The sequence below is a fragment of the uncultured Parvibaculum sp. genome, assembly GCF_963975745.1.
Taxonomy (GTDB): domain Bacteria; phylum Pseudomonadota; class Alphaproteobacteria; order Parvibaculales; family Parvibaculaceae; genus Parvibaculum.
Map to the genome: position 1 here is coordinate 162971 of NZ_CAXBIB010000002.1, position 25345 is coordinate 188315.

The window sequence follows — 25345 nt, forward strand, 5'->3', positions numbered from 1 at the left end:
CCGGGGCATGGTCCGGCTCTTCCGGGCCGGACCATGCTACCAAACGGCCCGCCCTATTTGTGATCCTGCGGGCGCTCGTCCTGGCCTTCTTCAAGTGCACGCCTAATGCGACGGAGAACGACGTTGCGCGCGCGATCATCAGCAGCTTTTTCGAGTTGCTCGCTGATGTCGAGCCAAAGTTTCGACAAGTCATTATGCCAGTCCTGGCGGCCGACAACCTCGGGCTGCAAACGTCGAGGCGCAGGCCGACGCCGCGCCTCGGGCGCTTCGGCAAGGAGGTCGAACACTTCGTCGAGATCGGGTGCAAATATGCGCTCGCCGTCGAGCCCCAGATCGGCCAGGCGCTCGTGAAGTCCCGTCAATCCCTCTTCCTCGCCATGCACCAGAATGGTGCCGCGCAAGACGGGTCCGCGTTCCGCAACCCACCGCGCAAGCCCAGGCCCGTCAGCATGGCCGGAATAGACATCAAGTGACCGGATCTGGGCACGCACCTTGATTTCCTCTCCCTGAATGCGAACGGCCTTGGCACCCGACAGCAGAATTCGTCCCAGGGTGCCCTCTGCCTGATAGCCAACCATGATAACGGTTGTATTGTCGCGCCATAGCCGATTTTTCAGATGATGACGGATGCGGCCTGCATCGCACATGCCGCTGGCGGCGACAATGATATGACTGCCATCGACCCTTTCTATCATCATGCTCTCGGCGACTGTCTCGGTGGTGCGCACCTGGTGGGAGCGCATCGCCCGGCGGAACTCCTCGCCGCTCTCGAGATCGTCGGCATGATCGAGAAATACCTCGGTGGCGCGGATGGCAAGCGGCGAATCCAGAAAGATCGGCACATCGCGCACGCGCTTTGTTGCAACCAGTGCCAGCAGGTCAGCAAGCAGCTCCTGGGTGCGTTCGACAGCAAAAGTCGGAAATATCAGCACACCGTTCCTGTTCAACGCCGCGTTGACCTCTGTGGCCAGAAGATCGCGACGCGCCTCAAGAGTCATGGGCTCGCGTTCGCGCGAACCGTAGGTGGCCTCACAAATCAGATAGTCGAGATTCTCCGGCGATTCCGGCGCCGGGTGAAAGCTCTTCACATCCGGCCCAATATCGCCCGAAAAAAGCAGCCTCAGCTTGCGTGGCTGCTTCAATCCGGTCTCGATCTCGATTTCAATCGAAGACGATCCGAGAATGTGGCCGGCGTTCCAGAAACGGGCCCGAATGCCGTCGGCCGGTTCCACCCACGTGTCATAGGCGACCGGGCTGAAGGCACGCAGGGCATCGTTCGCATCGGCGACCGTGTAGATCGGCGTTACCTGCGGCCGACCGCGCTGTGCATTCCGGCGGTTGAGATTTTCGACTTCGAACTCCTGGATATGGCCGGCATCGGGCAACATGCAGGAGAGAAGATCGATCGTTCCATGCGTAGCATAGATCGGCCCCTCGAAACCCTGCTTCACAAGCTTCGGGATGAGGCCGGAGTGATCGATATGCGCATGAGTGAGGAGGACGAAATCGATCTCGGCCGGCGAAAACGGGAAGTCCGCATAGTTGAGCGCCTTCAGCGTTTTTGCGCCCTGGAACATGCCACAATCAACCAGAAAGCGCGTTTTCCCTGACTGTAGCAGATAGCAGGAGCCGGTGACGGTGTGGGCCGCGCCATGAACGCTGAGCGTGATCGACATTACTTCCACTTCTCTTCCGTTGTTTCGTCGCGAAGCGCATGCGCCAGGAGTCCGGCCAGCGGAATCGCATTGGTCGGGTGTGGCACCGACTCTGCCGACCATATCGCTCTTGCTCCCGCGGCGCGAATGTGCGCTTCGACTTCCGCGTCGAAGAGTGCATGCGTGACGGCGACGACGATGTCAGCGGCGCCTGCCCGCTTCAGGCTTTCGACCGCTACAGTCACTGTGCCGCCGCTGGAGACGATATCGTCGGCGACGAGGACCGCGCGCCCGGCAATTCTTGCCGCTGGAAAGGCAATTCGCACCTCGCGGTCGCCCAGACGTTCCTTTTCGCCTGCAATCGCCTCGGCATCGAGGATGGCGGCGATACGCGATACCCATTGAATCGACTCCGCGTCCGGGCCGGCAACAAGCGTCGATTGCGTGAGGCCCTGCTCACGGACGAATCCGGCGATGACTCCCGCCGCTGTGAGGTTCTGCGCCTCTACACCGGGAAAAACGTCGCGAATATCGGCAACCCTGTGAAGATGCGCGTCGATCGTCACGATGCGATCGAACATGCTTCCGAGCCAGCCACCGATGGCCTTCTGGCTGATCGCCTCGCCCACGTGAAAGACCTTGTCCTGGCGCATGTAACAGAGATAGGGCGCGACCAGAACAAGACGCGCAGCGCCACCGCGCCGGAGCGCCTCGACGGCCAATGCCAGTTCGACAAGCTTTCCATTCGGCCGGTCAAGCGGACAATAGAGAATTGTGACCGGCGCCGGCGGCATGACCGTCACACGCGACTCGCCATCGGGAAATGTATGAACCGCGATCTCGCCGAACGGCACATCCAGCGCATCGGCAAGCGCCTGCGCATGGCGGCATCCATGGGCAAAGGATTGCACCGCGACGGCCGTCACCTTCCGCCTCCGCTGACGCCGAGACCACCCAGCGCATAGCCGTTCGTCTCCTGCGCCGCTTCGATTGCGAAATCGAAATGGGATTGCCCGGCCGAATAGACCCGGTAGAGCGGCTCACCGGCCTCGACCGGATCACCGACCCGTTTCAGCAGATCGAGCCCGGCACCACGGTCCAGCGGGGCACCGGCGAGGCGCGCCAGCTGCGCGATGCGAAAACAGTCAATCGATGCAACGGTGCCGTCTGCCGGCGACAGAACGTCCGTTACCAAGGGCCCGAGCGGCGGGCCCGGCGGCGCATGCCCCTGGGTATCGATGATGCGATGCATGCGTCTTGCAGCCTCACCACTGTCGAGCAGTTCGCGCGCACGGGCGTAGCCGCCGCCGCCCCGCATCGCCGGATCGCCCTCGATGATACGGCCTGCCAGACGCAGTGACTTCTCGCGAAGGTCGGCGGGCGCATTCGCTTCGTTGTTCAGCACTGCCATCACGTCTCGTGCCTCGAGCACAGGCCCGATCCCGCGGCCGACGGGTTGGGCCCCGTCCGTCACCATGACATCGACATGCAAGCCTACCTGATCGGCGACATATTCGAAGAGCTTGCGCAGCCGCATGGCCTCGTGCGCATCGCGTACCTTGGCTGTCGGACCGACCGGAATGTCGATCACGAGATGCGTCGATCCCGCAGACATCTTCTTGGACATGATGGATGCCACCATCTGCTCACGCGTATCGAGATTGAGCGGGCGCTCCACACCGATCAGAATGTCGTCGGCCGGCGAAAGATTGACGTGGCCACCCCAGACGAGACAGCCGTTGCACTCCCCGACCACGGCGCGCATCTCTTCGATCGTCAGGTCGACACGCGCAAGGACTTCCATCGTATCGGCCGTGCCTGCGGGCGAGGTGATGGCACGCGACGAGGTTTTCGGAATCGTCATCCCATGCGCCGCGACGATCGGCACCACAATCATCGAAGTCCGGTTTCCGGGAATGCCACCGATGCAATGCTTGTCGACAATCATCGGTGACGACCATGCAAGGGTGTTGCCGGCCGCCGCCATGGCGCGGGTCAGGTCGAGCAATTCGCCCGTCGTCAGAAAACCGGCGCAAGCCACGAGGAAGGCCGCGATTTCCATGTCGGAATAGCGGTAGCCGACGATGTCGCGAATGATGGCATCTATCTGATGGGCGTTCAGCGTTTCGCCGACGATCTTGGTGCGCACATATTCGAGGCTTTGCGGCCGTCGCGCCGGCGTGATCGTGACCGATGTGCCCTCGGGAAGCCCCATGCGCCGGAAGGCCGGTTCGGCCAGCCCTATTTCTTCCGGACCGACAACCGAGAGATCGTGGCAAACGTCGAGGCTCGCAATGATGGATCGGCCGTCATGCACGACCTCGAGCCGCTTGAAGGCCTGGAAGGCCTCGGGCCGGAGCGCCGCACAGTTCGACGCCAGAACCGCAACATTCTCGCGCAAAGTGTCGAGCGGTATACGACGGATCTTCAACTGCATGATTGGCGTTTTCCCGCTTCCGCCGATCAGGCGGCGTAGATCGTCTCGCCCCGCTTGATCGTCTCGACAATCGAGAGGTCACGCAATCGGGATGAATCTATCGCCTCAGGATCCTCGGCCGTGATGACGAAGTCGGCGAGCTTGCCTTCCTCGATCGACCCTTTGATATCGTCTTCGAAATGCTGATAGGCCGCATCGATGGTGATGCCGCGCAAGGCATCATAAGTGCTTATTCGTTGCTCTTCACCCAACACGCGATCGCTACGTGTGCGCCTGTTGGTCGCAGACCAGAGCAGCATGCGGCAATCGGAGGGGGCCACGGGCGAGTCATTATGGAGTGTGTAGCGCATGCCCCGCTCAATGGTCGACCGAACCGGACTGATGCGTGCCGCACGGACGGAGCCCAGCACAGAGTCGCGATGCCAATCGCCCCAATAGAATGTATGGGTCACGAAATAGGATGGCATGATACCCAGGCCGACCATACGGTCGAGCTGATCCTCCCGCAATGTCTGGGCATGGATGACGGTGGGACGCCGATCGCCCAGGCCGTGCTTCTTCGTCGCCTTCTCGACGGCGGCGATGAACTGATCGGCCGCGGCGTCGCCATTGCAATGGGCATAGACCTGCCAGCCCCGCGCAAAGGCATCGTCGACATAGTTGGCAGCGGTCAGATCATCGACAATGCGGTAACCGCTGTAGTTCGACGCGAAGCCGGGCGGAACCACTTCGTAAGGTTCAGTCAGCCATGCCGTCTTGGCCTGGGGCGAGCCATCCAGCATCAGCTTGATGCCACCGATCTTGAAACCGTTGTAGTCCTTTTGCATCTCGACATCGCCACGCGCCAGATCGTCGATATGCGTGAAAAAGGGATAAGCGACGACGTCGATCTTCAGGCGGTCGCGCTCGGCTGCCAGCGTCAACAGATCGTAGTCGGGGCGCCGTGTCGCGCCGTCCTGTGCGGTGGTGATGCCCCAAGCTGCATATTGATCCTGAACCTTGTCGAGCAGGTCGAGCAACTGTTCCTTCGAGACCTCGGGCAGCCGGGGCAAGGCAAGCGAAATCGCGCCCTCTTCCAGAATGCCGTTGGGTTCGCTTGTGCCTGGCCAGCGCCGTATGACGCCGCCGGCCGGATCGGGCGTATCCGCGTTGATGCCCAGAAGATTGAGCGCGTACGAATTCACCACGACCACATGCAGCGATGCGTGATAGGCGAGCACCGGCTGTTCGGTCGACACCTCGTCGAGATCGGCCCGAGTGACCGCACGCTTCTCGGCCAGCAACGAATCGTCGTAGTTCGCGCCGAGGATCCAACCGCCGCGTCCACCGCCCGTCTTCTCGCGGAACGTCAGAAGCTCATTCTTGATATCGGCGATACTGCCGACAGGACCGGCGGGCATGGGTGCCAGATTCTGAAAACCCATCAAAAGCGCCGTCAGCGACAGATGACCGTGACAATCGATGAAACCGGGCAACATCGTCTTGCCACCAAGATCGACAATTCGGGCGCCGGGACCTGCGCGGGCGATCACATCCGCTTCGCGGCCAACCGCGAGAATTGTCCCGCCCTTGACCGCAACGGCGTCGACCACCGGCATGGCAGCATTCATCGTGCGGATCTTACCGCCACGATAGACAGTGGTACCGGACAAAGCCGCACGCGCCCGGCGGTTTGGGCCGACACCAATGGCAGGTGCCGCAAAAGCCAGCGCCGCGGCGGCACCCGCAAGCTTGTCTCCCGCCCCGGCCCGTGCCAGGCCGAGCGCGGTCAGCATTCCGGCTGTCAATGCCGCACCGGCACCAAAGAACCCCCGGCGGCTCAGATATTCACGCTTTGGCTGATAGGCATCCCACACATAAGGCGTGCAGCAGGGACAGTTGCCGCGATGGCTGTCTGGATCGTCGAATGACATCAGGTCCTCGAAATGTTGCGCGTCAGCGCCCGGTAAAGTTCGGCGGGCGTTTTTCAAGAAAGGCGGAGACCGCTTCGCGATGATCCTCGCCGGTCGCCGCCAGCGCAAACTGATCGGCATCCATGAAGGTCACAGCAGCGTTCAAGGCCGTCGCGGCCTGAGTAATGCCGCGCTTGGCCATGCGCACCGATACGGGCGGCAACGCCGCTACCTTTTCTGCCCAGCGCAGAGCGGTTTCAAGCGCCCGGCTGTCGTCGCAAACCTCATCAACAAGCCCCCATCGTCCAGCCTGTTCCGCATCGACGCGCTCGCCAAAGATCGTGAGTTGCTTGGCGCGCGACGGCCCGATCAGGTTCACCATGCGGGGCTGGGTGTGCCAGCTCATGTTCATGCCCAGCGGGATTTCGGGAAGGCGGAAATGCGCGCCACGGGCCGCAATTCGAAAGTCGCAGGCAACCGCCAGCGCAACACCGCCGCCGATACAGAAACCTTCGATCGCGGCAATCGTGACCTGGTCGAGGGCCTCCCAGGCATCACACATGTCCGGGCCGGCGCGCAGCATTTCGCGCCGTTCCAGCAGCGATGCGGAGGCGCGTTTCGCCATTTCGGGATCGGCGAGATCGGCGCCGCCGGTAAAGGCGCTTCCGCCGGCCAGAACGATGGCGCTTGTCGTTACGTCGTCCCGCAGCAGACGCGCTGTCGCCGCCAGATCGCGCAACAGCCGGGCAGACAGGGCATTGACACGGTCGCCGCGGTCAAAACGGACGATTGCCACACGGCCGGTGCGCCTGATCGTGATGAATTCGCCGACTGTCTCGTCCCGCGCCATGCCGCCCCCACTGTCTTCGGCGGCTTCTGACCGACCGCTCCGGTTGTTGAGCGCAATGATGGCGCGGAGATTGGCTGCTGCAAAGGGTTTTCCCGCCCTGCAAGGCAAAAAGAAAGCGGACGGCGCCTTACCCCGCGCCGCCCGCTCCGATCCGGTCCATACGGACCGAACCTCCCCTCAGATCAGGCGCTGACGACCTGGCTTCAAGGATGAAAATCCATTTCAATCAGCACCGCCAGACTTGCGCCTGGCGCCTGAATGGACCCTGAACCGACCGTTAATCTCCCGGCTCGCGGTGCAGCAGCGTGTCACAGTTGAATCTGCGGACCGTTTGCTCTCGAATCCTGTTTGACGCGATACTTGATATCGGTGCCGCTTTTACCCGGAGATTTGATGACTGACCGCGAAGCAACCAGAACATCCTACGAGAGTTCCGTTTCGGCGGCCTGCCGACGATTGGGCTACGGTCCGACGATCGAATCCCTTCTTTCGCTGGCGGCACTGGAGATCAAGGTCGAGATTCCCATCGTGCGCGACAATGGCGAGCTTGCGATTTTTACCGGCTATCGCGTGCAACACCAGAATGTCCGCGGCCCCTGCAAGGGTGGGTTGCGTTACCACCCGGGCGTCGACATTCACGAAGTACGCGAACTCGCGGCACTGATGACTATGAAGACGGCATTGGCCGACATTCCTCTTGGCGGCGGCAAGGGCGGGATTTCGTGCAACCCGCACGAGATGAGCCTGCGCGAGCTCGAGGTTCTCACGCGCAAGTTCGTCAAGCGCATTCATCGGGAGATCGGTCCGAATGCCGATATCATGGCGCCGGATGTCGGCACCAATTCCCAGACGATGGGCTGGATTCACAGCGAATACTCGGCCATTTACGGCCACTCGCCTGCCGCTGTCACCGGCAAGCCGCTGGTTCTAGGCGGATCGCCCGGGCGCGAAAGCGCTACGGGCCAGGGCATCGGCATTGTCGTCGCCGAGCATGCCCGACGCCACGAGATCGAGCTGAAAGATACGACCGCGGTCATCCAGGGATTTGGCAATGTCGGATTCCACGCCGCACAGGCACTGGCGGCTCTTGGCGTCAGGGTTATCGCTGTTTCCGATTCGCGCAGCGCCGTTCGCCGCGACAAGGGAATAGACCTCGATGCTCTCTCTGCACAGAAGCGCACGCGGGGATCGCTGAAGGATGCGGAGGGTCACGAAGCGATTGAGCCCGATACACTATTCGAAATACCGTGTGATTATCTGGTGCCGGCGGCGCTCGGCGATGCAATTCACGCCGGGAATGTCGATCGCGTCGCTTGCCACACCCTCGTCGAGGGGGCCAATGCACCGGTCACCACCGAGGCCGATCTGGCCCTTCGGGACCGCGGCGTGACCATCATTCCCGATATTCTGGCAAATGCCGGCGGTGTGATCGTCAGTTATTTCGAGTGGGTACAGAATCTTCAGCGCCTGGTCTGGCCGCGTGCGCAGGTCGACGCCGAGCTCGAGCGCATTCTGGGTCAGGCCACCCGCGACGTGCTTACACATGCCGCCGAGACCGGGCTCGACCTGCGCGCTGCGGCCTTCGACATTGCCGTGAAACGCGTCAAGGAAGCGCTGGACGTGACCGGATTCTGACCCCTCACATTACGGTCATAAGCTTCGTGTAACGCTTGGCATGTTACGCTCTGACCAAGTCGCCCCCCCGCCCCGAGCAGGATTCCGGTCCAGATGCCTGAAAACAGCTTCCTGCAAGCCTTGCTGCTTGGCATTGTCGAGGGCATTACCGAATTCCTGCCGGTATCGTCGACAGGGCATCTGGTCGTGGCCGGAGAGCTTCTCGGATTCGACAGCGTTCCGGGTGAGGTCTTCGAGACCATGGTCCAGGTCGGCGCAATCATGGCGATCTGCACTCTTTATCGGGAGCGCATGATATCGGTTGCCAGAGGCCTTGCCGGCGGCGACAAGGCCGCACGCAACTTTCTGGCGACGATCATCGTAGCCACCCTCCCAATGATCGCACTAGGTGCAATCTTCTACGACTTCATTGTGAGCGTGCTGTTTTCGCCCTATGTCGTCAGTGTGGCCTTTATCGTGGGGGGCATCGCCATCATCACGATCGAGCGGCTGAATATCGACCAGACGGTCGACTCCATTGAGGCTTTCACACCCCTGACGGCCCTCAAAATCGGCGTTTTCCAGTGTCTTGCACTCATTCCGGGCGTATCACGCGCGGGCGCAACCATCATCGGTTCTCTATTGGTCGGCGTGGAACGGAAGACAGCGGCCGAGTTTTCCTTTTTCCTCGCTGTTCCGGTCATCGTCGGCGCCACGGTTTTCGACCTCTGGGGCAATCGGGCTCTGCTCAATGGCGCCCATCTGCCGGTACTTGCCGTTGGTGTGGTCGCCGCCTTTCTGGCGGCGCTGGTGACCGTGAAATGGTTCGTGGGCTTTGTCAGTCATCACGGATTCTCCATTTTCGGATGGTACCGGATCGCTTTCGGCAGCTTCCTGCTTGTCTACTTTCTGATGGGAAGCTGACGCATTCGGCCAGACATTAATATCCGTTAATGCGTCGCCCGATTTTCCTGAATGCATGACTGAAAGTCGGCACGTAACCCGCATTTAACCGAGCGTTATACGTTTGGCCGTAGCGTGCCAACTGTACGCGGGGATTCTCAGGAACGTCCGATTTCACATGGCGGTAGTTCACACTCAGGCCCAGAGCAACTTCACGGCCGGACCGGATGGCTGCGCCGAGCGCACGGCATGGATGGGTACGCCTGAGTCCGCCCCGGATACGCCTGCCGATCAGCAGGAACCGAAAACCAACTACCAGATCGACCCGATTACACTTCATTTTCGGGATGCCGGCGTCGAAGAACAATATGCGACACGCAATTTCTCGGAACAGATCGGACTGACGCGATTCTCGATCGCGATGGGTGCCGTGATCTTCTCGCTCTATGCGCTGTTCGACCCCTACATCATTCCGGAAATCGTCAACGAGGCCGCTGCGATCCGGCTCGGCGTGGCCGCGCCCCTTCTGTTCGCCATCGTCGCCATTTCCTACCTGCCCGGCTTTTCACATCGACACCAGGGTCTTCTGTCCTTGGCGATGTGCATTCCGGGTCTGGCCGTCGTGGCCATGATCTCGATCGCCGATGCGCCCGGCAACTATCTCTACTATGCCGGCGTGCTGATCGTCCTCAGCTATGTCAACTGCCTGTGGCGCCTTCGCTACTACTATTGCAGCCTGATGTCGCTGGTCACACTCGTCTGCTATGAATATGTGGTTTTCTTCGTCAACCCGATCCCGACGCATATTCTGATCAACAACAACGCCTTTCTGATCTTTGGCGTCGGCGTCAGCATCTTCGTCAACTACATTCAGGAATACCAGCTCCGCAAGGCGTTCATCTACAATGAACAACTGCGCTTCGAAAAACGACGTTCGGAACGCCTTCTCAGCCGCTCCGAAGCGGCCAATCGGTCCAAGAACGACTTTCTGGCAATCATGAGCCACGAACTGCGGACGCCGCTCAATGCGATTATCGGCTTCTCGGAAATCATCTCAAGCCAGATGTTCGGACCCGTCGGCCAATCGAAATATGTGGACTATGCCGGTGACATCCGCTCCAGCGGCGCGCATCTTCTGAGCATCATCAATGACATTCTCGACATTTCGAAAGCGGAGGCCGGCAAGCTACAACTCGAAGAGGAACCGCTTGATCCGGTCGAGTCACTCAACCAGACGATGCGCATGTTCCGGCAGCGTGCCTCCGAACTCGGCGTCGATCTCACCTTCCGCGTAAGGGACGATCTTCCCTGGATAATCGTCGATCCGCGGCTTTTCAATCAAGTAGCCATCAACCTGACCTCAAATGCACTCAAGTTCACGCCCGAAGGCGGGCAGGTTCGCGTCGAACTCGGCCTCGACAACCATGGCGACATGGTATTCAGCGTCGAGGATACAGGTATCGGCATCAAGGCATCAGACCTCACGCGGATATTCGAGCCCTTCGTGCAGGTCGAGGATGCCATGTCGCGCACACAACAGGGCACGGGTCTCGGTCTGCCGCTGGTCCGCAAGATCATGAACCTGCATGGCGGAACGGTCGACCTTGATAGCCGCGTTGGCGAGGGCACGATTGTGAAGGCCACGTTCCCCAAGAGCCGTTTCGTTGCTCCCGAGGCCGATGCCGCTGCCTGGCGAACATACTAGCCGATCTATTCCGGCGGCTTATGCCGGCTTGTCGACTACCATCAGATAGATGCACTTCGTGGAGTCGACTTCAACCGTGACGTTTGCGATATCCAGCCCGTCGATCAGGGCCAGCATATCGCTTTCGGTACGATAGACCAGACTCCAATCCGTCACGAACTCGAGCGGCCATTCGCAGGCCTCGCGACCTTTCTTGACATTGGCCAGTATCAACTGCCCACCCGGCTTGACCTGCGCATAGAGATCATGTGTCAACGCACGTGCGCGACGTGCCGAAAGATAATCATAGAGGCCAAGGCTGTAGATTACATCCTGGGGCGGCAGCGACTTGAACAATGCCCCAGCTTTCAAAAGCTGTGCAAACGATGCCTGCAGGCACTGGACCTTTGCCCGGCCCGCATGACGGACCACTTCCGGATATGCGTGCTCATAGGCGTGGTTCAAGGCGCGATCATCCTGATCGATCAGCGTGAAATTGACCGGCGATGGCAGATGATCGATCTTCAGATAATCGTAAACTTCGTAGGCCGATCCGCAGCCCAGATTGGCAATGTTCAGGGGTGTGTCGCCGGCGGAGGCCGCGATGCGTTCCGCGATCAGCTTCTGTGTCATGCGCAATCGCGTGCCGACACAGGCGCCGGTTTCGATGCCGATGCGATGCAGCAGCTTTTCGTAGGGTGTATCGCCGACGCGCTGCCACTCATAGACGTAATTCATGATGCGGAAGTCCCCGGGATAGCCCAGCGGCTTCTCGTAGCAGCGTTTCATGACCGCGCCCGGCATGAAGTCGGGAGTCAGCACGCGTTCGGCGTATCGTTTATGCCGCGCCAGCATTGCCGGATCGCTCCAGACCGGCGCCAGAATGTCGTTGCCCCGGTACCAGAGCTCCTTCCATTGCGGAACGATCCGGTCTTCACAGGCAATCAGGGCGTCGAGCAGCAGTCTCTCGCGCTCACGTCCGGTCGCAGTGAGGCGCGCCTCGAACGTTTCCAGAATGTCCTTGTAGGAGCGGAACAGATTGAGAATTTCGGTGCTGAGTTGCTGGAACTCCGGGAGGATTCCCTGCGAGCTACCAAAGGCCGGGTCAGCCAGCGCCTGTGTCAGCACCAGACTGTCGTGATCGGTCACAATCGTCGGGATATCGAGATAGCCAGTCGTGAATTCGAGCGCTACCGTGGTTCTCATGCCATGGGGCTCAATTCGGCGAACTCGCCCGGCGCCACCGAAAAGCCGCGCCTCGCCCAGCCGCAGTTCGAACGGCATTTCAGCGCCGATCAGATTGTCCCAGCCGTCGGCCTTGGCGCTCTGCACCGCGATGCCGGTCATGCTGAGATCCTTCAACGTGGCGCGCTCGTCGTCGATGAATACGGCCGGGATTGCATCGCGAAAGAGCTGCTCCGGTTTGAAGCGCTCCGCGCGATAAAACATCTTGCGCCCGTGCGCTCCCGTCAGTTGCTCATACGTTCGCATTGCCCACCCACCCGTTACTCACACACACCGGCTCATAAGGAATCACATGCGTTAGCAAATTACAAACATTAACAAACGGTTAATGCTCGGCTTTAAAGCGTTCCATAACGACGAGTCTAGGGAAAATCGTGAATCTAGTATGCCGGGCCGCCGCGAGCCACTAGGCAGCGCGTCGCGCCGCCCTCATCCGGGCATTTTCAATGATCCGCATCAGGGGCGGCAGCATCAGCCAGTCGATGAAGAGGTTGGACATGATGACCAGCGCGGTCATGGCGCCTAGAGAGCGATTTGATTCGAATCCCGAAAGAACCAGGGTTCCGAAGCCGAGCGCCAGGGAGGCCGTGATGACCAACATGGCAACGCCGACGGTCGCAAAGACATGATTGATCGACTGTTCGGGATCAAGGCCGCGTGCCCTTGCCTGCCGGTACATCAGCAGGAAGTAGATCGTGTCATCGACCACAAGGCCGATCGTCATTGCAGTCACAACCGACGCCGCCAGCCCGATCTCCTGATAGAGCAAACCCCAAAGTCCGAAGCCCACAAGCGAAGGCAGCATGTTGAGAAAAATGCTCAGGAAACCGAGCATGGCACTGCGCAACGCGAGACCAACCACAACTGCAATCAGCAGCACGGAAACGATGGTGCTCAATATCATCGAGCGGATGTTGATGCCGGAGAGCTCCGCGAACAGAAGATTGATACCGGTTCCCGAACCCTGCATCTGCGGCGGTGCGTTGGCGGCCAGCCATTGTGTCGCCGCCGCATTGAGCGCACGGATCTCGCTCGATGTGGTGTGACGCAGAATGGCAGTTACGCGGCTCGACGATCGGCCGACGTTGATCTGGTCGTTGAGCGACGCGCCATAGGGCAACGACAATTCGTAAAGCAGGAAGTACTGCGCGATGAGGTCGCGATCATTCGGTATGCCGTCGGATTCGGCCACGGGACCACCTGCATTCATGGCTTCGTGAACGCGGCGCGTTATGTCGGGAATGGCCAATACGCTGACCACACCTTCCTGGGCGCGCAACCACGTCTCAAAGGCGGCGAGGTGGCGCTGATAATCCGGATCGAAAACGCCCCCCTCCTCACCGGCGCCGACGTCGAATTCCAGAATGTTGAGGCCTGTCAGCGTTTCCTCTGCCAGATCGGACGCGACGCGATAATCGAAACGCCGGTCGAAATACCGCGCGAAATCGTCATCAAGCCGAATGTCTCCAACCCAGAAAGCGCAGGCGACGACGATCGTGCCGCTGAGAAAGAAGAGCTGCCTGTAGTAGCGGTTCACGAATTTTCCGAGCGATATCATGATCGCTTCGGAGCGCTGCACGGCCGGGCGCAGCGGCATCAGCGAGAGAACGGCCGGGAGCCATGTAAAGGTGAAGAAAAAGGCAATCAGGATACCGAGCGCCACGATATTGCCTTCCTGCCGCAGCGGTGGGGCGTCGGCAAGGTTCATCGCAAGAAAGCCGATCATCGTGGTCGAGCTGGTCAGCGTGATCGGCCACAGATTTGTCCGGATCGCTTCGGCGATCGCCTCGTGCTTCTGCAGGCCACGCCCGAGCGCACTGAGTACTGTCGTGACGATACGAACCGCTGCCGCCATGTTCACCGTCATGATGATGATCGGGCACGCGATCGTGGCAGTATTGATTTCCCAGCCATACCAGCCTGCAACGCCCATTGCGGCTGCACTCGACAAACCGAGTAGCGAAAGAATCGCAAGGCTGGGCAGCATGGCGCGAACAAAGACGAACATCACCAACGCCGTGACGGCGAGACTGATCGGAATCAGCACCATCGCATCGCTCAACGCGGCCTCGGAGAAGGTGCCCATCAGGATCACATTGCCGGTGACCTTGACCACGATACCGGGATGATCCGTCTCGAAGTCGGACGCAAGCGCCCGACTGGCAGCCATGATCTCGCGTACCTCGATCGAGGCCTCGGCCGGCAGATTGAAATTGACAAGAACACCTGCAGCGCGCGCATGCTCGCCCAGCAGGCGGTTCCGGATCATCGGATCGGCCAAGGCAATCCGTTCGATTTCGCGGGCCTCGTCGGAGGTCACGTTGGCCGGGTCAGGCACCAGATCGGCAACGGTAAAGCTGTCGGCATCGGCCGAAACATGCGGAAAATTGGTCAGCGTGTCGACCCGCGTCGAATGCGGCAGCTTCCAGGCGCGTTCGGTCAGGTCGCCGATAGCGGCCAGCACATCGGGCTCGGTCACCTTGCGCCCTTCGGCCCAGACAACCAGCAGCACATTGTTGTTCTGGCCGTATTTGGCATCAAAGGCCTGCAGAGCCCTGAGCCCCTCTCCCTCGGGCGAGAAGAAGACCCGCGTGTCGGACGAAATCGGGAACTGGAAAATCCCGGTTGCCGCAACAAGAAACAGGCCCACGCACAACGCGATGGTCGCGCGCGGCAGCCGCAGTATCAGATTGATCATTGTGTTCATAAAACGGCGCCACCCCACCCGATTCCCCGTCAGCGCGCGGTTAACTTGAGCGATTTCCGACACAAAGAAAAGCGCGAGTTCACGAAAGGTTAACGGATGCATCATTTGCTCGGAAACCGGGACTTAACGCACCGGGCAATATTATGGCGCCTGAGGCGATGCCCTGCGCCGCGCGGGCCACGAGATGGAGCCGACAGGCGGTATCGGACATCTGAACCTAACGGAAACCGGCCTGCGCAGCGGTGCGGGGCGGCTTCGGGAAAATCGGCGGACCGACCATGGGCGACACGACGCTCGTCAATCTGGCAACAGTCGGCAGCGATGAGCTGCAGGCAATGCCGGTCGGCGTCTTCACATCGGGCCTCGAGTCGATGTCTGCCGATGCGATCGCCCGGTTCCGGCGGATGCGCAAGCTCAGCGCCACCCATCGGCAGGCGCTGGAAAAGTTTCTGGTCGAGCACCCGGAAAAGCGGCCTGGTCAGCCAGCTACGCCTGAATCCAAGGAAGACGGCAAGGCCAGCAGTGCGGCTGCGCGACCGAAAGAGTCGAGCTTCGTCATGGAGTTCCTGCTTCGGCTGATCGCCTGGTGGGAGGGCATGGAAACCGACGACGTTGCGCGGGAAAAAGGTATCGCCCGACGAAAGAAGAAGAAGAAGGTCAAGCCGCCACCTGCGCCGAAGCTACAGGTCGCCCCAAAGCCGGCGCCTGCGGCTGCTCCGCCCACCGCGCCCGCGGCAGCCGCCCCCGAGCCGCCGCTTGGCCGCGTCGACATCATACAGAAGCTCTGGGGTGACGGGTTCAGCCTGCCCGGCGGCAGCGAGTTTGCCATCAAGCTTGTCCGGCCGCTGACGCTCGAAAGGAACGGGCTCTATCTCGATCTGGCACCGGGTCTCGGCGGCGCGATGCGCGCCATCGCCAAGACCTTCAGCATCAACATCAAGGGTCTCGAGACCGATGCCCAACTGGCAGAGGCCGGACACGAACTGTCCGAGCGTGCCGGTGTCGAAGCGGCGGCATCCATCATGGCGCGGCCCGACGGATTTGCGGCAGAGGACTTCGACCCCAAGGGACAATATGCTGCCGTTTTCATCCGCGAGGCATTGTTCGCAGTCGAGGACCGGCATGCGATGTTCGATTTCATCGGTCACGCCCTGCGTGAGGGCGGCTCCCTGTTGCTGACGGATTTTGTCCTCGCCCAGGACCAACCCGACGACGACATGATGGTCGTCTGGCAGAATGCCGAAGCGGCGCCGCTCTTTCCCTGGACCGAATACCAGTACCGGGAAGCGCTCGAGGCCGAACATTACAAGATCGACAGGATGGATGACCTGACGGCCGAATATCTGCCTCTCGTCCATGCCGGATGGCGGCATTTTCACGATTGCCTGCAAAACGCCAAACTTCCGCCCGAAACGGCCGCCATGTTGATGCGCGAAGGCAATGCATGGCTGGCGCGGAGTCGGGCGCTCGAAACCGGTATGGTTCGCCTCCTTCGCGTTCATGCAATCCGCCAACCGGCCGGCGCGGCGGCAATGGCGCCGCCGAACGACAATCAGGAAGCGGACGCGGAGCTGATCGATGAGCCGCACTGACGTCCGGACAAACGGAGGCGCCGAAGCGCAAACAACAATGACGACACCAAGCAGAGACACGTCCACGGCTCCGGAATCCACGCGCATCGAACCCATTTTCGATGCGTCAGGCACACTCCGGCGCAACATTCTGCGCAGGCCGGGCGCTACGCATGCCGATCACGCCGCCAGCGAAGCAGCCGACGGAGATCCACGATCGTCACGCTGACACTGGAAAGATTTTCTAGTCGAGCTTCAGATCGTCCGCTTCGACCGCATCGGGATCGAGTTCGGCGGTGCGGGCCTTGTGGTGACGATACCGCATCACGGCAAGCGGAATGGACAGCAAATACACCGCAGCCAGTGTCGTGAAGGTCCACCACGGATAACTCAGGATCACGGCCGCGCCGAAGCCGATCAGCAGCAGGATCGGCAGCACCATGTCGCGGCGGATACGCAAGCCCATGCGCTTGCCCGAGAAAGTCGGGATGCGGCTTACCATCAGGAAGGCGACAGCAAGGGCGTGCATCGCGATCAGGATCGGCACTTCCTTGAGCCAGTCGACGCCAATGAATGTGAGATAGAGCGGCAACATCACCAGCCCCGCTGCCGCCGGCGCCGGCACGCCGACAAAGTAGTTGCCTGTCCATGCCGGCTTGTCCGGATCCTCCAATGCGACGTTGAAGCGTGCCAGCCGCAACGCACAACAGACAGCAAAGCCCAATACCGCAATCCACCCGATACCGCCGATTTCGACCAGCGACCACAGGTAGAGAACGACGACAGGCGCAACGCCGAAATTGACGAAGTCGGTCAATGAATCCAGTTCTGCGCCAAACCGCGTCGAACCCTGCAGCAGGCGCGCGACGCGCCCATCCAGCGCATCGAAGACCGACGCGACTATGATGGCGGCAACCGCAATCTCGAAACGGCCTTCAATGGCAAAGCGGATCGCCGTCAGCCCCGCACAAAGCGCCAGCACCGTCAGCGCATTGGGAATGATGGTGCGAACGGGCAGCTGTGCAAACTGACGTGCCCGACGGATGCGCAAGCTTTCACCGGCCCGGAAACCCGGACCGGACCGAGGCTCGAAGGGCGGAATCGGATCGGCCATGTTCATCTACTCGCTTTCATCCGCAATTCAGACGTGGTGCGGCTCCACGGAAATGGAATCGGCAAGAACCGTTTCGCCGCCGATCGAGGTCTGACCGACAGCGACGAGCGGGATCGCACCGACGGGCAGATAGACATCCAGACGGCTGCCGAAGCGAATGATGCCGAAGCGCTCGCCTGCCGCGAGATCAACTCCTTCGGCGACGTCGCAGACGATGCGTCGTGCCACAAGACCGGCAATCTGGACCACTACGATCTGCTCGCCATCGGCGCGTTCGATCAGGATCGAATTGCGTTCATTGGCGTCGCTGGCCTTGTCGAGATCGGCATTGAGGAAGAGGCCCGGGCGATAGGCGACGCGCTTGACCTTGCCGGCGACCGGGGCGCGATTGACGTGGCAATTGAAGACATTCATGAAAATGCTGACGCGGGTGCGCGTCATGTCGCCCAGACCCAGCTCCTCGGGCGGCGACGCCTCCGCGATCATGTTGACCACACCGTCGGCCGGGCTGATGACCAGGCCCTCGCGCGACGGCGTTATCCGATCGGGATCGCGGAAAAAATAGAGACACCAGAGCGTCAGGACGACGCCAATCCAGCCGAGCGGATTCCAGATCAGGAAGAGGACGATCGTCACCGCGGCAAAAATGAGAACCCAGCGGTGCCCTTCCTTGTGGATCGGAGTCAGGATCGAAGTCAGGCTGTCCATGTCGGTCTTTCTGTCTTGTTGGGCGATGTTACAGTGAGTGTCAGTGTAACCTGCCGGAGCACCGGGGTTAAGCGTAACCGGAATCGGCCGCAATCAGGTCCGCTTCTTTTTCGGGCAACGCGTCGCTGGCCGGCATCGTCTCCAGCTTCTGCCGAGCGGCATCGGCCTCGCGCTGGCGGTTCCACATGTCGGCATAGATTCCGCCTTTCGCCAGCAGGTCGTCATGCCGGCCGCGCTCCATCACCCTGCCCTGCTCCAGCACCAGGATTTCGTCGGCGTCGATCACGGTCGAAAGGCGATGGGCAATGATCAGCGTGGTCCGGTTTTCCGAGATGCCCTTCAGCGCCGCCTGTATTTCCTTCTCGGTATGGGTATCGAGCGCGGAGGTTGCCTCATCCAGCAGCAAAATCGGCGGATTCTTGAGGATCGTGCGTGCGATGGCGACGCGCTGCTTCTCGCCGCCGGACAGCTTCAGGCCGCGTTCCCCGACCCGGGTTTCGTAGCCTTTCGGCAATCGCTCAATGAAACCGGCAATCTGGGCCAACCGCGCCGCCGCCTCGACCTCAGCGTCGCTGGCATCGGGCCGACCGTAGCGAATGTTGTAACGGATCGTATCGTTGAAGAGCACCGTGTCCTGAGGAACCATGCCGATGGCCGCACGCAACGAGGCCTGGGTTACGTCACGGATATCCTGTCCGTCGATACGAACGCAGCCCTCCGCAATATCGTAGAAGCGATAGAGAATGCGCGAGATGGTCGATTTTCCGGCGCCCGACGGGCCGACGATGGCGAGTGTGCGCCCGGCCGGCACGCGGAACGAAACGTCGTCGAGAATGCGGCGGTCGGGGTCGTAGAAAAAGCCGACATGCTCGAAGACAAGTTCGCCGCCGGCGACCGCGAGTGGTTGCGCATGGGCGGCATCTCGGATCTCGGGCGGGACCTGCAGCAGATCGAACATGGTCTCCATATCGATCAGCGCCTGACGGATTTCGCGATAGACGGTGCCGAGAAGATTGAGCGGCTGATAGAGCTGGATCAGATAAGCATTGACCATCACGAAGGCGCCGACGGTGAGAATGCCGTCCGCAATGCCCTGAGCGGCCATCAGCATCAGCGCTGCCAGGCCGGCGGTGAAGATCAGCGTCTGACCGGTGTTGAGCAGCGAGAGCGACGTGGTCGTCTTGACCGCCGCATGTTCGTATCCGGCCATCGAACGATCGAAGCGCTGCGCCTCATGATCCTCATTGCCGAAATACTTGACCGTCTCGTAGTTGAGCAGGCTGTCGACCGCCTTGGTGTTGGCCTCGGTATCGAGGTCGTTCATCTGGCGGCGGAAGCGCGTGCGCCATTCGGTCACCGCGAAGGTGAAGATCATGTAGACAATCACCGTGACGGCGGTGACGGCCGCATAGCGAACGTCGAAGGCATAGGCGAGGATGATGCAGACGAGAATGAGTTCGATGATCGTCGGCACGATGTTGAAGAGCGAGAAGCGCAGCAGAAAATCGATGCCCTTCGTGCCGCGCTCGATGACCCGCGACAAGCCGCCGGTGCGGCGTTCGAGGTGAAAACGCAGCGAAAGCGCATGCAGATGGCGGAAGGTTTCGACGGCGAGTTCGCGCACCGCGTTCTGACCGACCTTGGCGAAAACCGCATCGCGGAGCTGGGCCAGCGCCACCATCAGGATACGGCCGACGCCGTAAGCGACGATCAGGGCAACGGGGACGACGACCGCGGCGGCCGCGGCCGTTTCCGGCGACAGCCGGTCCACCGCTTCCTTGTAGAGAAAGGGTACATAGACGGTGACGATCTTGGCGCCGATCAGCGCGATCATGGCCATCACGACGCGCGCGCGCAGATCGGTCCGGCCGGCCGGCCAGAGGCGCGGCAGCACCGAGGCGAGCGTCCACCAATGGCCGCGCGGGACCAGCGGCGGGGGGCCGCTTTCGGCGGCGCGGGCGAAGTGTCTGGACATCGTGGCCGAGGGTCTCCGGTATGGCTGCCTCTGGCAAGGGTATAGCGCAATGGCGACGCCCCGCCGGTTACTTCCGGCGGGGCGTCGTTCTCTTCCCTAGATAAGCGTCTTTTTGCGAAGCGCAACAGGCCTTTAGCGGGTATCGGCCGGCGTTTCGAAGACCTGGCCCGGATAAATCAGGTCCGGATCGCGAATCTGTTCCTTGTTGGCCTCGTAGATGACCGTATAGCGGAAGCCCGAGCCGTAGAGGCGGCGGGCGATGTTCCAGAGGTTGTTGCCCGGCTGGATGACAACCTTGCCTTCCTTGAGCGCCGCAAGGACCGCTGCCGGTTCGCCACGTTCGAAGGGCACCTCGACGCGGCCGACGACGCGGCCTTCCGCGTCGAGCTGGTCGATGCGCAAGGCATACTGGCCGGGGGCGATTTCGACATCGGGGCGCAGTTCCCAGCGGCCCGCGGCATCGGCGACGGTCTGGCCGACCGGATCACCGCCGACATAGACGCGTACCGTCGCATCGGCATCGGCGCGGCCGGCGATGATCAGATTGCCGTTTTCGTCGTAGTCGACCGTTTCGAGGATCAGGCTGCCGGCATCGGCCGGCACGCCCGGTCCCTGCAGCACAACGCTTGCCTTGCCGGGCTCGCTGCGCACGACAAGCGCCGGCTTGTCGGGCTGGTCGGGCACGACGACCGAGACGACCTGCAGGGAATCCGCCGTGCTGCCGTCCGGATTGACCGCGGTCAGGGTCAGTTCGACCGTGCCGGGCTGGAGCGGCTGGTCGAGGACCGCGACCCATTCGCCGCGGTCGTCGGCCGTGGTTTCGGCGACCACGACGCCATTGGCCCTGACCTGGACGCGGGCGCCCGGCAGGGCGCGGCCGGCGGCCAGCGTGGCGCCGTCGCGCTCGACGCGGACGATGTCGAAAGTGGGGATGGCGGGATCGACGGCATCGCCGGAAACATCAATGTCTTCAGGTACTTGCTCTTCGATGACCGGATCGGAGGGCGCCGGCACGCCATCGCCGCGCAGGAAGAACCAGTAGCCCGCAGCCAGCAGTGCAAGAGCCACCACCAAGGCGCCGACAATCGCTCCGAATTTCATTTTGCTGTTTCCCTAACCATTGGCATGCGTGCCGAAACGAGGCGAATATCGCGGCGCGCACAGTCTACCGCGTAACTTGCAAATACGGCACCAATGTGAATGCTGCGTGCCAATTAACTCAACAGAGAAAAAGGCTTAACGCAGATGACCCTGGACAGCCTGTGCGTCTATTGCGGCTCGAGCGTCGGCAACGAACCGCAATTCATGGCCGCGGCGGAGGGCTTCGGACGGCTGATGGCACAGGCCGGCGTGCGGCTGGTCTATGGCGGCGGCGGCGTCGGGCTGATGGGCGCGGTGGCCCGCGCGGTGCTGGCAGAAGGCGGGCAAGTCACGGGAATCATTCCGAAATTCCTGACCGAGGTCGAGGTGCAGCTCGACGATGTGACAGAGCTGATCGTCACCGACAGCATGCATGCGCGCAAACAGCTGATGTTCGAGCGCTCCCAGGCCTTCGTCGCCCTGCCGGGCGGCATCGGGACGCTGGAGGAAGCGGTCGAGATGCTGACCTGGGCGCAGCTGGGGCGGCACAGCCAACCCATTGTCATTGCAAACATAAATGGCTTCTGGGACCCGCTGATCGAGATCCTCGATCACATCATCAAGGCCGGTTTCGCACGCTCCGACATCAGGCGAATCTATGCGGTGGTCGACCGGATCGAGGACATCATTCCACGCATCGAGGCAGCGCTGTGAACAGCGCGACCCCCCCTCTGTCATGCAACTGTCAAAAAACTGTCACAAACAGCGGCGCCGGTTTGCCGGCGAACCGCTTGCCGTTCAGTGTCGAGCGGCATGGAAGGACGCCGCCGGAACTTGTGCCCGGGTTTATCCCCGGTCCGGGGGTGGCCGGTGCGCGAAGCCGGTCGCGGGACACGCGACGCCCGTCGTGAAAAAAACTTATCCCCGGGTTTCGGGCTCCGCCATGCGGGGCATCTGCATCTTGCGCCACTGGAGCGGGGTTGCCCCGAATTCGCGGCTGAAGGCGCGAATGAACGCAGCGGAGGAACTGTAGCCTGCCATATCGGCGGCCTCCTCGACCGAGAGGTCGTCGAGCAGCATCTTGCGCGTGACAAGGGTCAGACGCAGGCGCGCCAGCGTCTGCATCGGCGTGCGGCCGACGATGCGACGGAAGTCCTCGGCGAATTTCGTTCGCGACATGCCGGCATGCTTCGCCAGCCTGTCGATGCTCCAGTCTTCGAGCGGATCGTCGAGGAACGCGCGAATGGCCGTTATCACGCCCCTGTTCCTGATGGGGCCCATCTCGCGCATGTCGGACTCGCCGCGCGCGACCAGCAGCGAACGGGTCATGTTGATGAGGATGATTTCGGCAATCCGCCGGACGATGATCGCCTGGCCATATTCCGGACCCGCACCGATAAACTCCTCATCGAGAAGTTCGGCCGCCCGCCATATGCGGCGCGTGAATTCGGGCGAGGTCTCGCGGCTGAGATAGATCGGACCGACAATCAGGTTCGTCAGGGCGATGTTTTCCGAAGGGACCACGCCAAGCAGGAGCTCGACGTCCTTCCCGGGCGCGATCTCTTCGGTAATCGGTATCCGCTCGAAACAATCGACCGGCATGGCCTCCCTGTCCGGTATCGAATGAAACCGGTGCGGCGCGAGCCCGCTCACGCCGACGATCGCGCCCGGCTTCAGGTCGATCACCCGCGGCTCGGGAAAGTCGATCGTCAGACGGAGCTCGCCGCGACGCACCATGAAGCAATAGGAGAAGTCGCCGGCATCGAGCTTCTTGTTGAAGGGATAGTCGGCCGAGGAGCGGAAAAAATAGACGCCGTCCATCCGCACATCGGCGCGAACGTCGCTGGCACCGATAATTCCGGCCGGATGCAGACCTGCCGCTTCGGCCTTTTCTCTCCCGGTCATGACCGATCGGCTCCCTCCCAAGAGCTCAATCCGCGCGCGCCGCTTCCTGCCGCGCGAGATCGAGGGCGATATCCACGATCATATCCTCCTGCCCCCCGACCATAGCCCGTTTGCCGGCTTCCAGCAGAATTTTGCGGACATCGACGCCGTAGCGTTCCGACGCGGTTTCCGCATGACGCAGGAAGCTCGAATAAACGCCCGCATAGCCGAGGCTGAGGGTTTCGCGGTCCACGCGGACAGGACGATCCTGCAAGGGACGGACAAGCTCCTCCGCCGCATCCATCAGCGCGAGGAGATCGCAGCCATGTTGCCAGTCATAGCGGTCGGCGGCGGCGATGAAGACTTCGAGCGGCGCATTGCCCGCGCCCGCACCCATGCCGGTCAGCGAGGCATCGACGCGGACAGCCCCGTTCTGGACAGCGGCGATGGAATTGGCGACGCCGAGCGACAGGTTGTGATGCGCATGGATGCCGCGCTGCGTTTCCGGCTTCAGCACCTCGTCATAGGCGCGAAGCCGGGCGGCAACGTCATCCATCGTCATGGCGCCACCGCTGTCGGTCACATAGACGCAATGGGCGCCGTAGCTTTCCATCAGCTTCGCCTGCGCCGCGAGGGCATCGGGCGGCGCCATATGGCTCATCATCAGAAAGCCAGAGACGTCCATGCCAAGATGCCGTGCAAACTCGATATGCTGTTTCGCGACATCCGCCTCGGTACAATGCGTCGCAACGCGCACCGAACGCACGCCCATCCCGTGGGCACGATGCAGATCCTCGATGGTGCCGATGCCGGGCAGCAGCAGTGTCGTCACCACCGCCCTCTCGACCACCTCACCGACCGCTTCGATCCATGCCCAGTCGGTACAGGCGCCGAAGCCGTAATTGAGGCTGGAGCCCGAGAGCCCGTCGCCATGTGCGATCTCGATGGCATCGACACCCGCCTTGTCGAGCGCGCGGGCAATCGCCCGCACGTGATCCAGCGAATACTGATGCCGGATCGCATGCATGCCGTCGCGCAAGGTCACATCCTGAATGTAGAGACGATCCGGAATGTTCATGCCGCCACCTGCCATTTCCGGGCGAGCGCTTCCGCCGTTTGCAATGCGGCCGACGTCATGATGTCGAGATTGCCGGCATAGGACGGCAGGTAATGCCCTGCCCCCTCGACTTCGAGGAAGGTGCTGACCTTGAGGCCGGTGAAGGAGCAATCCATATCCGGCAAGTAGAGCGGTGCATTGTTGCCCACCTTCTCGATCTGCACGGCCTGCTTCAGCCGGTAGCCCGGTACATAGGCCTGCACCTCCGCAATCTTCTTCTCGATGGCCGCGACGATCTTCGCCGGGTCGGCGTCGTCGCACAGGCAATGGACCGTGTCGCGCATGATCAGCGGCGGCTCGGCCGGATTGAGGATGATGATCGCCTTGCCGCGCGTGGCGCCACCGACGCTTTCGATGGCGCGTGCCGTCGTCTGCGTGAACTCGTCGATATTCGCGCGCGTGCCGGGGCCTGCGGATTTCGAGGCGATGGAGGCGACGATCTCGCCATAGAGCACGGGCGCCATGCTGCTGACGGCGGCAACGATGGGGATCGTCGCCTGGCCGCCACAGGTCACCATGTTCAGGTTCCGCTCGTTTGCGAGCCTGTCGAGATTGACGCTCGGCACCACATAGGGACCGATGGCGGCGGGCGTCAGGTCGATCACCTGCTTGCCATGCGCCTGCAGGATTTCATTGTGATGCCGGTGGGCGCCCGCCGAGGTCGCGTCGAAGACGATGCCGATGCTTGCGAATTCCGGCAGCGCCACAAGCCCTTCGATACCGTCCGCCGTCGTGGCGACGCCGAGCCTCGTTGCCCGTGCCAGCCCGTCGGAGGCGGGGTCGATGCCCACCATCGCCGCCATTTCCAGCGTTTTGGAGAGGCGCATGATCTTGATCATCAGGTCGGTGCCGATATTGCCCGACCCGATGATCGCGGCGCGCACTCTCCCCTTCGCTCCGGTCATTCGC

Annotated in this window: 19 protein-coding genes; 5 read left to right on the forward strand and 14 right to left on the reverse strand. The window is 61.6% G+C overall.

All coding sequences use genetic code 11. From position 1 onward, the window contains the following. Positions 1–53 precede the first annotated feature (53 nt). From AAC071_RS02390 to AAC071_RS02410, 5 genes are read right to left on the reverse strand one after another with little or no spacing between them, the layout of a single operon-like run. Positions 54–1676 carry an MBL fold metallo-hydrolase gene (locus AAC071_RS02390; protein ID WP_339829577.1) on the reverse strand — a complete coding sequence of 541 codons (1623 nt, stop codon included), beginning with the start codon at positions 1674–1676 and terminating at the stop codon, positions 54–56. Continuing rightward, positions 1676–2581, reverse strand: coding sequence for a ribose-phosphate diphosphokinase (locus AAC071_RS02395; RefSeq protein WP_339829580.1), 906 nt, complete (start codon positions 2579–2581; stop codon positions 1676–1678). Before AAC071_RS02395 ends, AAC071_RS02390 begins: the two co-directional genes overlap by 1 nt. Then, entirely contained in the window at positions 2578–4092 is a 1515-nt protein-coding gene (locus AAC071_RS02400; protein WP_339829583.1) for a thymidine phosphorylase family protein, read from the reverse strand. The genes AAC071_RS02395 and AAC071_RS02400 overlap by 4 nt, the downstream gene beginning before the upstream one ends. A gap of 26 nt (positions 4093–4118) precedes the next feature. Beyond that, the gene (locus AAC071_RS02405; protein ID WP_339829586.1) at positions 4119–6005 is read right to left on the reverse strand and encodes an amidohydrolase; all 1887 of its coding nucleotides are present in this window, start codon (positions 6003–6005) and stop codon (positions 4119–4121) included. 22 nt (positions 6006–6027) lie between these two features. Further along, a complete protein-coding gene (locus AAC071_RS02410) occupies positions 6028–6834 on the reverse strand; it encodes an enoyl-CoA hydratase/isomerase family protein (protein ID WP_339829589.1) in 807 nt (268 codons plus the stop codon). A gap of 393 nt (positions 6835–7227) precedes the next feature. Here AAC071_RS02410 and AAC071_RS02415 point away from each other — a divergent pair, with 393 nt between their 5' ends. The 3 genes from AAC071_RS02415 (at position 7228) to AAC071_RS02425 (ending at position 11056) form a co-directional block, all read left to right on the forward strand. Beyond that, positions 7228–8469, forward strand: coding sequence for a Glu/Leu/Phe/Val dehydrogenase dimerization domain-containing protein (locus AAC071_RS02415; protein WP_339829592.1), 1242 nt, complete (start codon positions 7228–7230; stop codon positions 8467–8469). 93 nt (positions 8470–8562) lie between these two features. After that, positions 8563–9372 carry an undecaprenyl-diphosphate phosphatase gene (locus AAC071_RS02420; protein WP_339829595.1) on the forward strand — a complete coding sequence of 270 codons (810 nt, stop codon included), beginning with the start codon at positions 8563–8565 and terminating at the stop codon, positions 9370–9372. Between the two features lie 157 nt (positions 9373–9529). After that, the gene (locus AAC071_RS02425; protein WP_339829598.1) at positions 9530–11056 is read left to right on the forward strand and encodes a HAMP domain-containing sensor histidine kinase; all 1527 of its coding nucleotides are present in this window, start codon (positions 9530–9532) and stop codon (positions 11054–11056) included. A gap of 18 nt (positions 11057–11074) precedes the next feature. Here AAC071_RS02425 and AAC071_RS02430 read toward each other — a convergent pair whose 3' ends face one another. After that, positions 11075–12484 (reverse strand): class I SAM-dependent methyltransferase, encoded by a 1410-nt coding sequence (locus tag AAC071_RS02430; protein WP_339829601.1) that lies wholly within the window; start codon positions 12482–12484, stop codon positions 11075–11077. Between the two features lie 202 nt (positions 12485–12686). Next, positions 12687–14987, reverse strand: a complete 2301-nt coding sequence (locus tag AAC071_RS02435; RefSeq protein WP_339829603.1) for an MMPL family transporter — start codon at positions 14985–14987, stop codon at positions 12687–12689. Between the two features lie 278 nt (positions 14988–15265). Here AAC071_RS02435 and AAC071_RS02440 point away from each other — a divergent pair, with 278 nt between their 5' ends. Beyond that, a complete protein-coding gene (locus AAC071_RS02440) occupies positions 15266–16579 on the forward strand; it encodes a hypothetical protein (RefSeq protein ID WP_339829606.1) in 1314 nt (437 codons plus the stop codon). A 223-nt stretch (positions 16580–16802) separates the two neighbouring features. On the opposite strand, the gene pssA is transcribed toward AAC071_RS02440, so the two are convergent. The 4 genes from pssA to AAC071_RS02460 all read right to left on the reverse strand — a co-directional run bounded on the left by pssA (position 16803) and on the right by AAC071_RS02460 (position 21456). Next, positions 16803–17672 carry a CDP-diacylglycerol--serine O-phosphatidyltransferase gene (gene pssA, locus AAC071_RS02445; RefSeq protein WP_339829609.1) on the reverse strand — a complete coding sequence of 290 codons (870 nt, stop codon included), beginning with the start codon at positions 17670–17672 and terminating at the stop codon, positions 16803–16805. A gap of 27 nt (positions 17673–17699) precedes the next feature. Next, the gene (locus AAC071_RS02450; RefSeq protein ID WP_339829847.1) at positions 17700–18407 is read right to left on the reverse strand and encodes a phosphatidylserine decarboxylase; all 708 of its coding nucleotides are present in this window, start codon (positions 18405–18407) and stop codon (positions 17700–17702) included. Positions 18408–18447: 40 nt separating this feature from the next. After that, complete coding sequence (locus AAC071_RS02455; RefSeq protein WP_339829612.1) at positions 18448–20355, reverse strand: ABC transporter ATP-binding protein/permease; 1908 nt, start codon at positions 20353–20355, stop codon at positions 18448–18450. 132 nt (positions 20356–20487) lie between these two features. After that, entirely contained in the window at positions 20488–21456 is a 969-nt protein-coding gene (locus AAC071_RS02460; protein WP_339829615.1) for an Ig-like domain-containing protein, read from the reverse strand. A gap of 144 nt (positions 21457–21600) precedes the next feature. Here AAC071_RS02460 and AAC071_RS02465 point away from each other — a divergent pair, with 144 nt between their 5' ends. Continuing rightward, the gene (locus tag AAC071_RS02465) at positions 21601–22149 is read left to right on the forward strand and encodes a TIGR00730 family Rossman fold protein (protein WP_339829618.1); all 549 of its coding nucleotides are present in this window, start codon (positions 21601–21603) and stop codon (positions 22147–22149) included. 204 nt (positions 22150–22353) lie between these two features. On the opposite strand, the gene AAC071_RS02470 is transcribed toward AAC071_RS02465, so the two are convergent. Genes AAC071_RS02470 through AAC071_RS02480 form a run of 3 tightly spaced genes read right to left on the reverse strand, consistent with a single transcriptional unit; the run spans position 22354 to position 25341 of the window. Then, positions 22354–23340: an AraC family transcriptional regulator gene (locus AAC071_RS02470; protein WP_339829621.1), complete on the reverse strand. Its 987-nt coding sequence runs from the start codon at positions 23338–23340 to the stop codon at positions 22354–22356. Between the two features lie 25 nt (positions 23341–23365). Continuing rightward, the gene (gene dmpG / locus AAC071_RS02475; RefSeq protein WP_339829849.1) at positions 23366–24391 is read right to left on the reverse strand and encodes a 4-hydroxy-2-oxovalerate aldolase; all 1026 of its coding nucleotides are present in this window, start codon (positions 24389–24391) and stop codon (positions 23366–23368) included. A gap of 2 nt (positions 24392–24393) precedes the next feature. Beyond that, entirely contained in the window at positions 24394–25341 is a 948-nt protein-coding gene (locus AAC071_RS02480; protein ID WP_339829624.1) for an acetaldehyde dehydrogenase (acetylating), read from the reverse strand. Positions 25342–25345 lie beyond the last annotated feature (4 nt).

Excerpts from the sequence above, each read along its gene's own strand:
- AAC071_RS02480 (WP_339829624.1), bottom strand. The coding sequence starts at position 25,341 with ATGACCGGAGCGAAGGGGAGAGTGCGCGCCGCGATCATCGGGTCGGGC.
- AAC071_RS02400 (WP_339829583.1), bottom strand. The coding sequence starts at position 4,092 with ATGCAGTTGAAGATCCGTCGTATACCGCTCGACACTTTGCGCGAGAAT.
- AAC071_RS02455 (WP_339829612.1), bottom strand. The coding sequence starts at position 20,355 with ATGTCCAGACACTTCGCCCGCGCCGCCGAAAGCGGCCCCCCGCCGCTG.
- AAC071_RS02460 (WP_339829615.1), bottom strand. The coding sequence starts at position 21,456 with ATGAAATTCGGAGCGATTGTCGGCGCCTTGGTGGTGGCTCTTGCACTG.
- AAC071_RS02390 (WP_339829577.1), bottom strand. The coding sequence starts at position 1,676 with ATGTCGATCACGCTCAGCGTTCATGGCGCGGCCCACACCGTCACCGGC.
- AAC071_RS02435 (WP_339829603.1), bottom strand. The coding sequence starts at position 14,987 with ATGAACACAATGATCAATCTGATACTGCGGCTGCCGCGCGCGACCATC.
- AAC071_RS02465 (WP_339829618.1), top strand. The coding sequence starts at position 21,601 with ATGACCCTGGACAGCCTGTGCGTCTATTGCGGCTCGAGCGTCGGCAAC.
- AAC071_RS02415 (WP_339829592.1), top strand. The coding sequence starts at position 7,228 with ATGACTGACCGCGAAGCAACCAGAACATCCTACGAGAGTTCCGTTTCG.
- AAC071_RS02440 (WP_339829606.1), top strand. The coding sequence starts at position 15,266 with ATGGGCGACACGACGCTCGTCAATCTGGCAACAGTCGGCAGCGATGAG.
- pssA (WP_339829609.1), bottom strand. The coding sequence starts at position 17,672 with ATGGCCGATCCGATTCCGCCCTTCGAGCCTCGGTCCGGTCCGGGTTTC.
- AAC071_RS02420 (WP_339829595.1), top strand. The coding sequence starts at position 8,563 with ATGCCTGAAAACAGCTTCCTGCAAGCCTTGCTGCTTGGCATTGTCGAG.
- AAC071_RS02405 (WP_339829586.1), bottom strand. The coding sequence starts at position 6,005 with ATGTCATTCGACGATCCAGACAGCCATCGCGGCAACTGTCCCTGCTGC.
- AAC071_RS02430 (WP_339829601.1), bottom strand. The coding sequence starts at position 12,484 with ATGTTTTATCGCGCGGAGCGCTTCAAACCGGAGCAGCTCTTTCGCGAT.
- AAC071_RS02425 (WP_339829598.1), top strand. The coding sequence starts at position 9,530 with ATGGCGGTAGTTCACACTCAGGCCCAGAGCAACTTCACGGCCGGACCG.
- AAC071_RS02470 (WP_339829621.1), bottom strand. The coding sequence starts at position 23,340 with ATGACCGGGAGAGAAAAGGCCGAAGCGGCAGGTCTGCATCCGGCCGGA.
- AAC071_RS02410 (WP_339829589.1), bottom strand. The coding sequence starts at position 6,834 with ATGGCGCGGGACGAGACAGTCGGCGAATTCATCACGATCAGGCGCACC.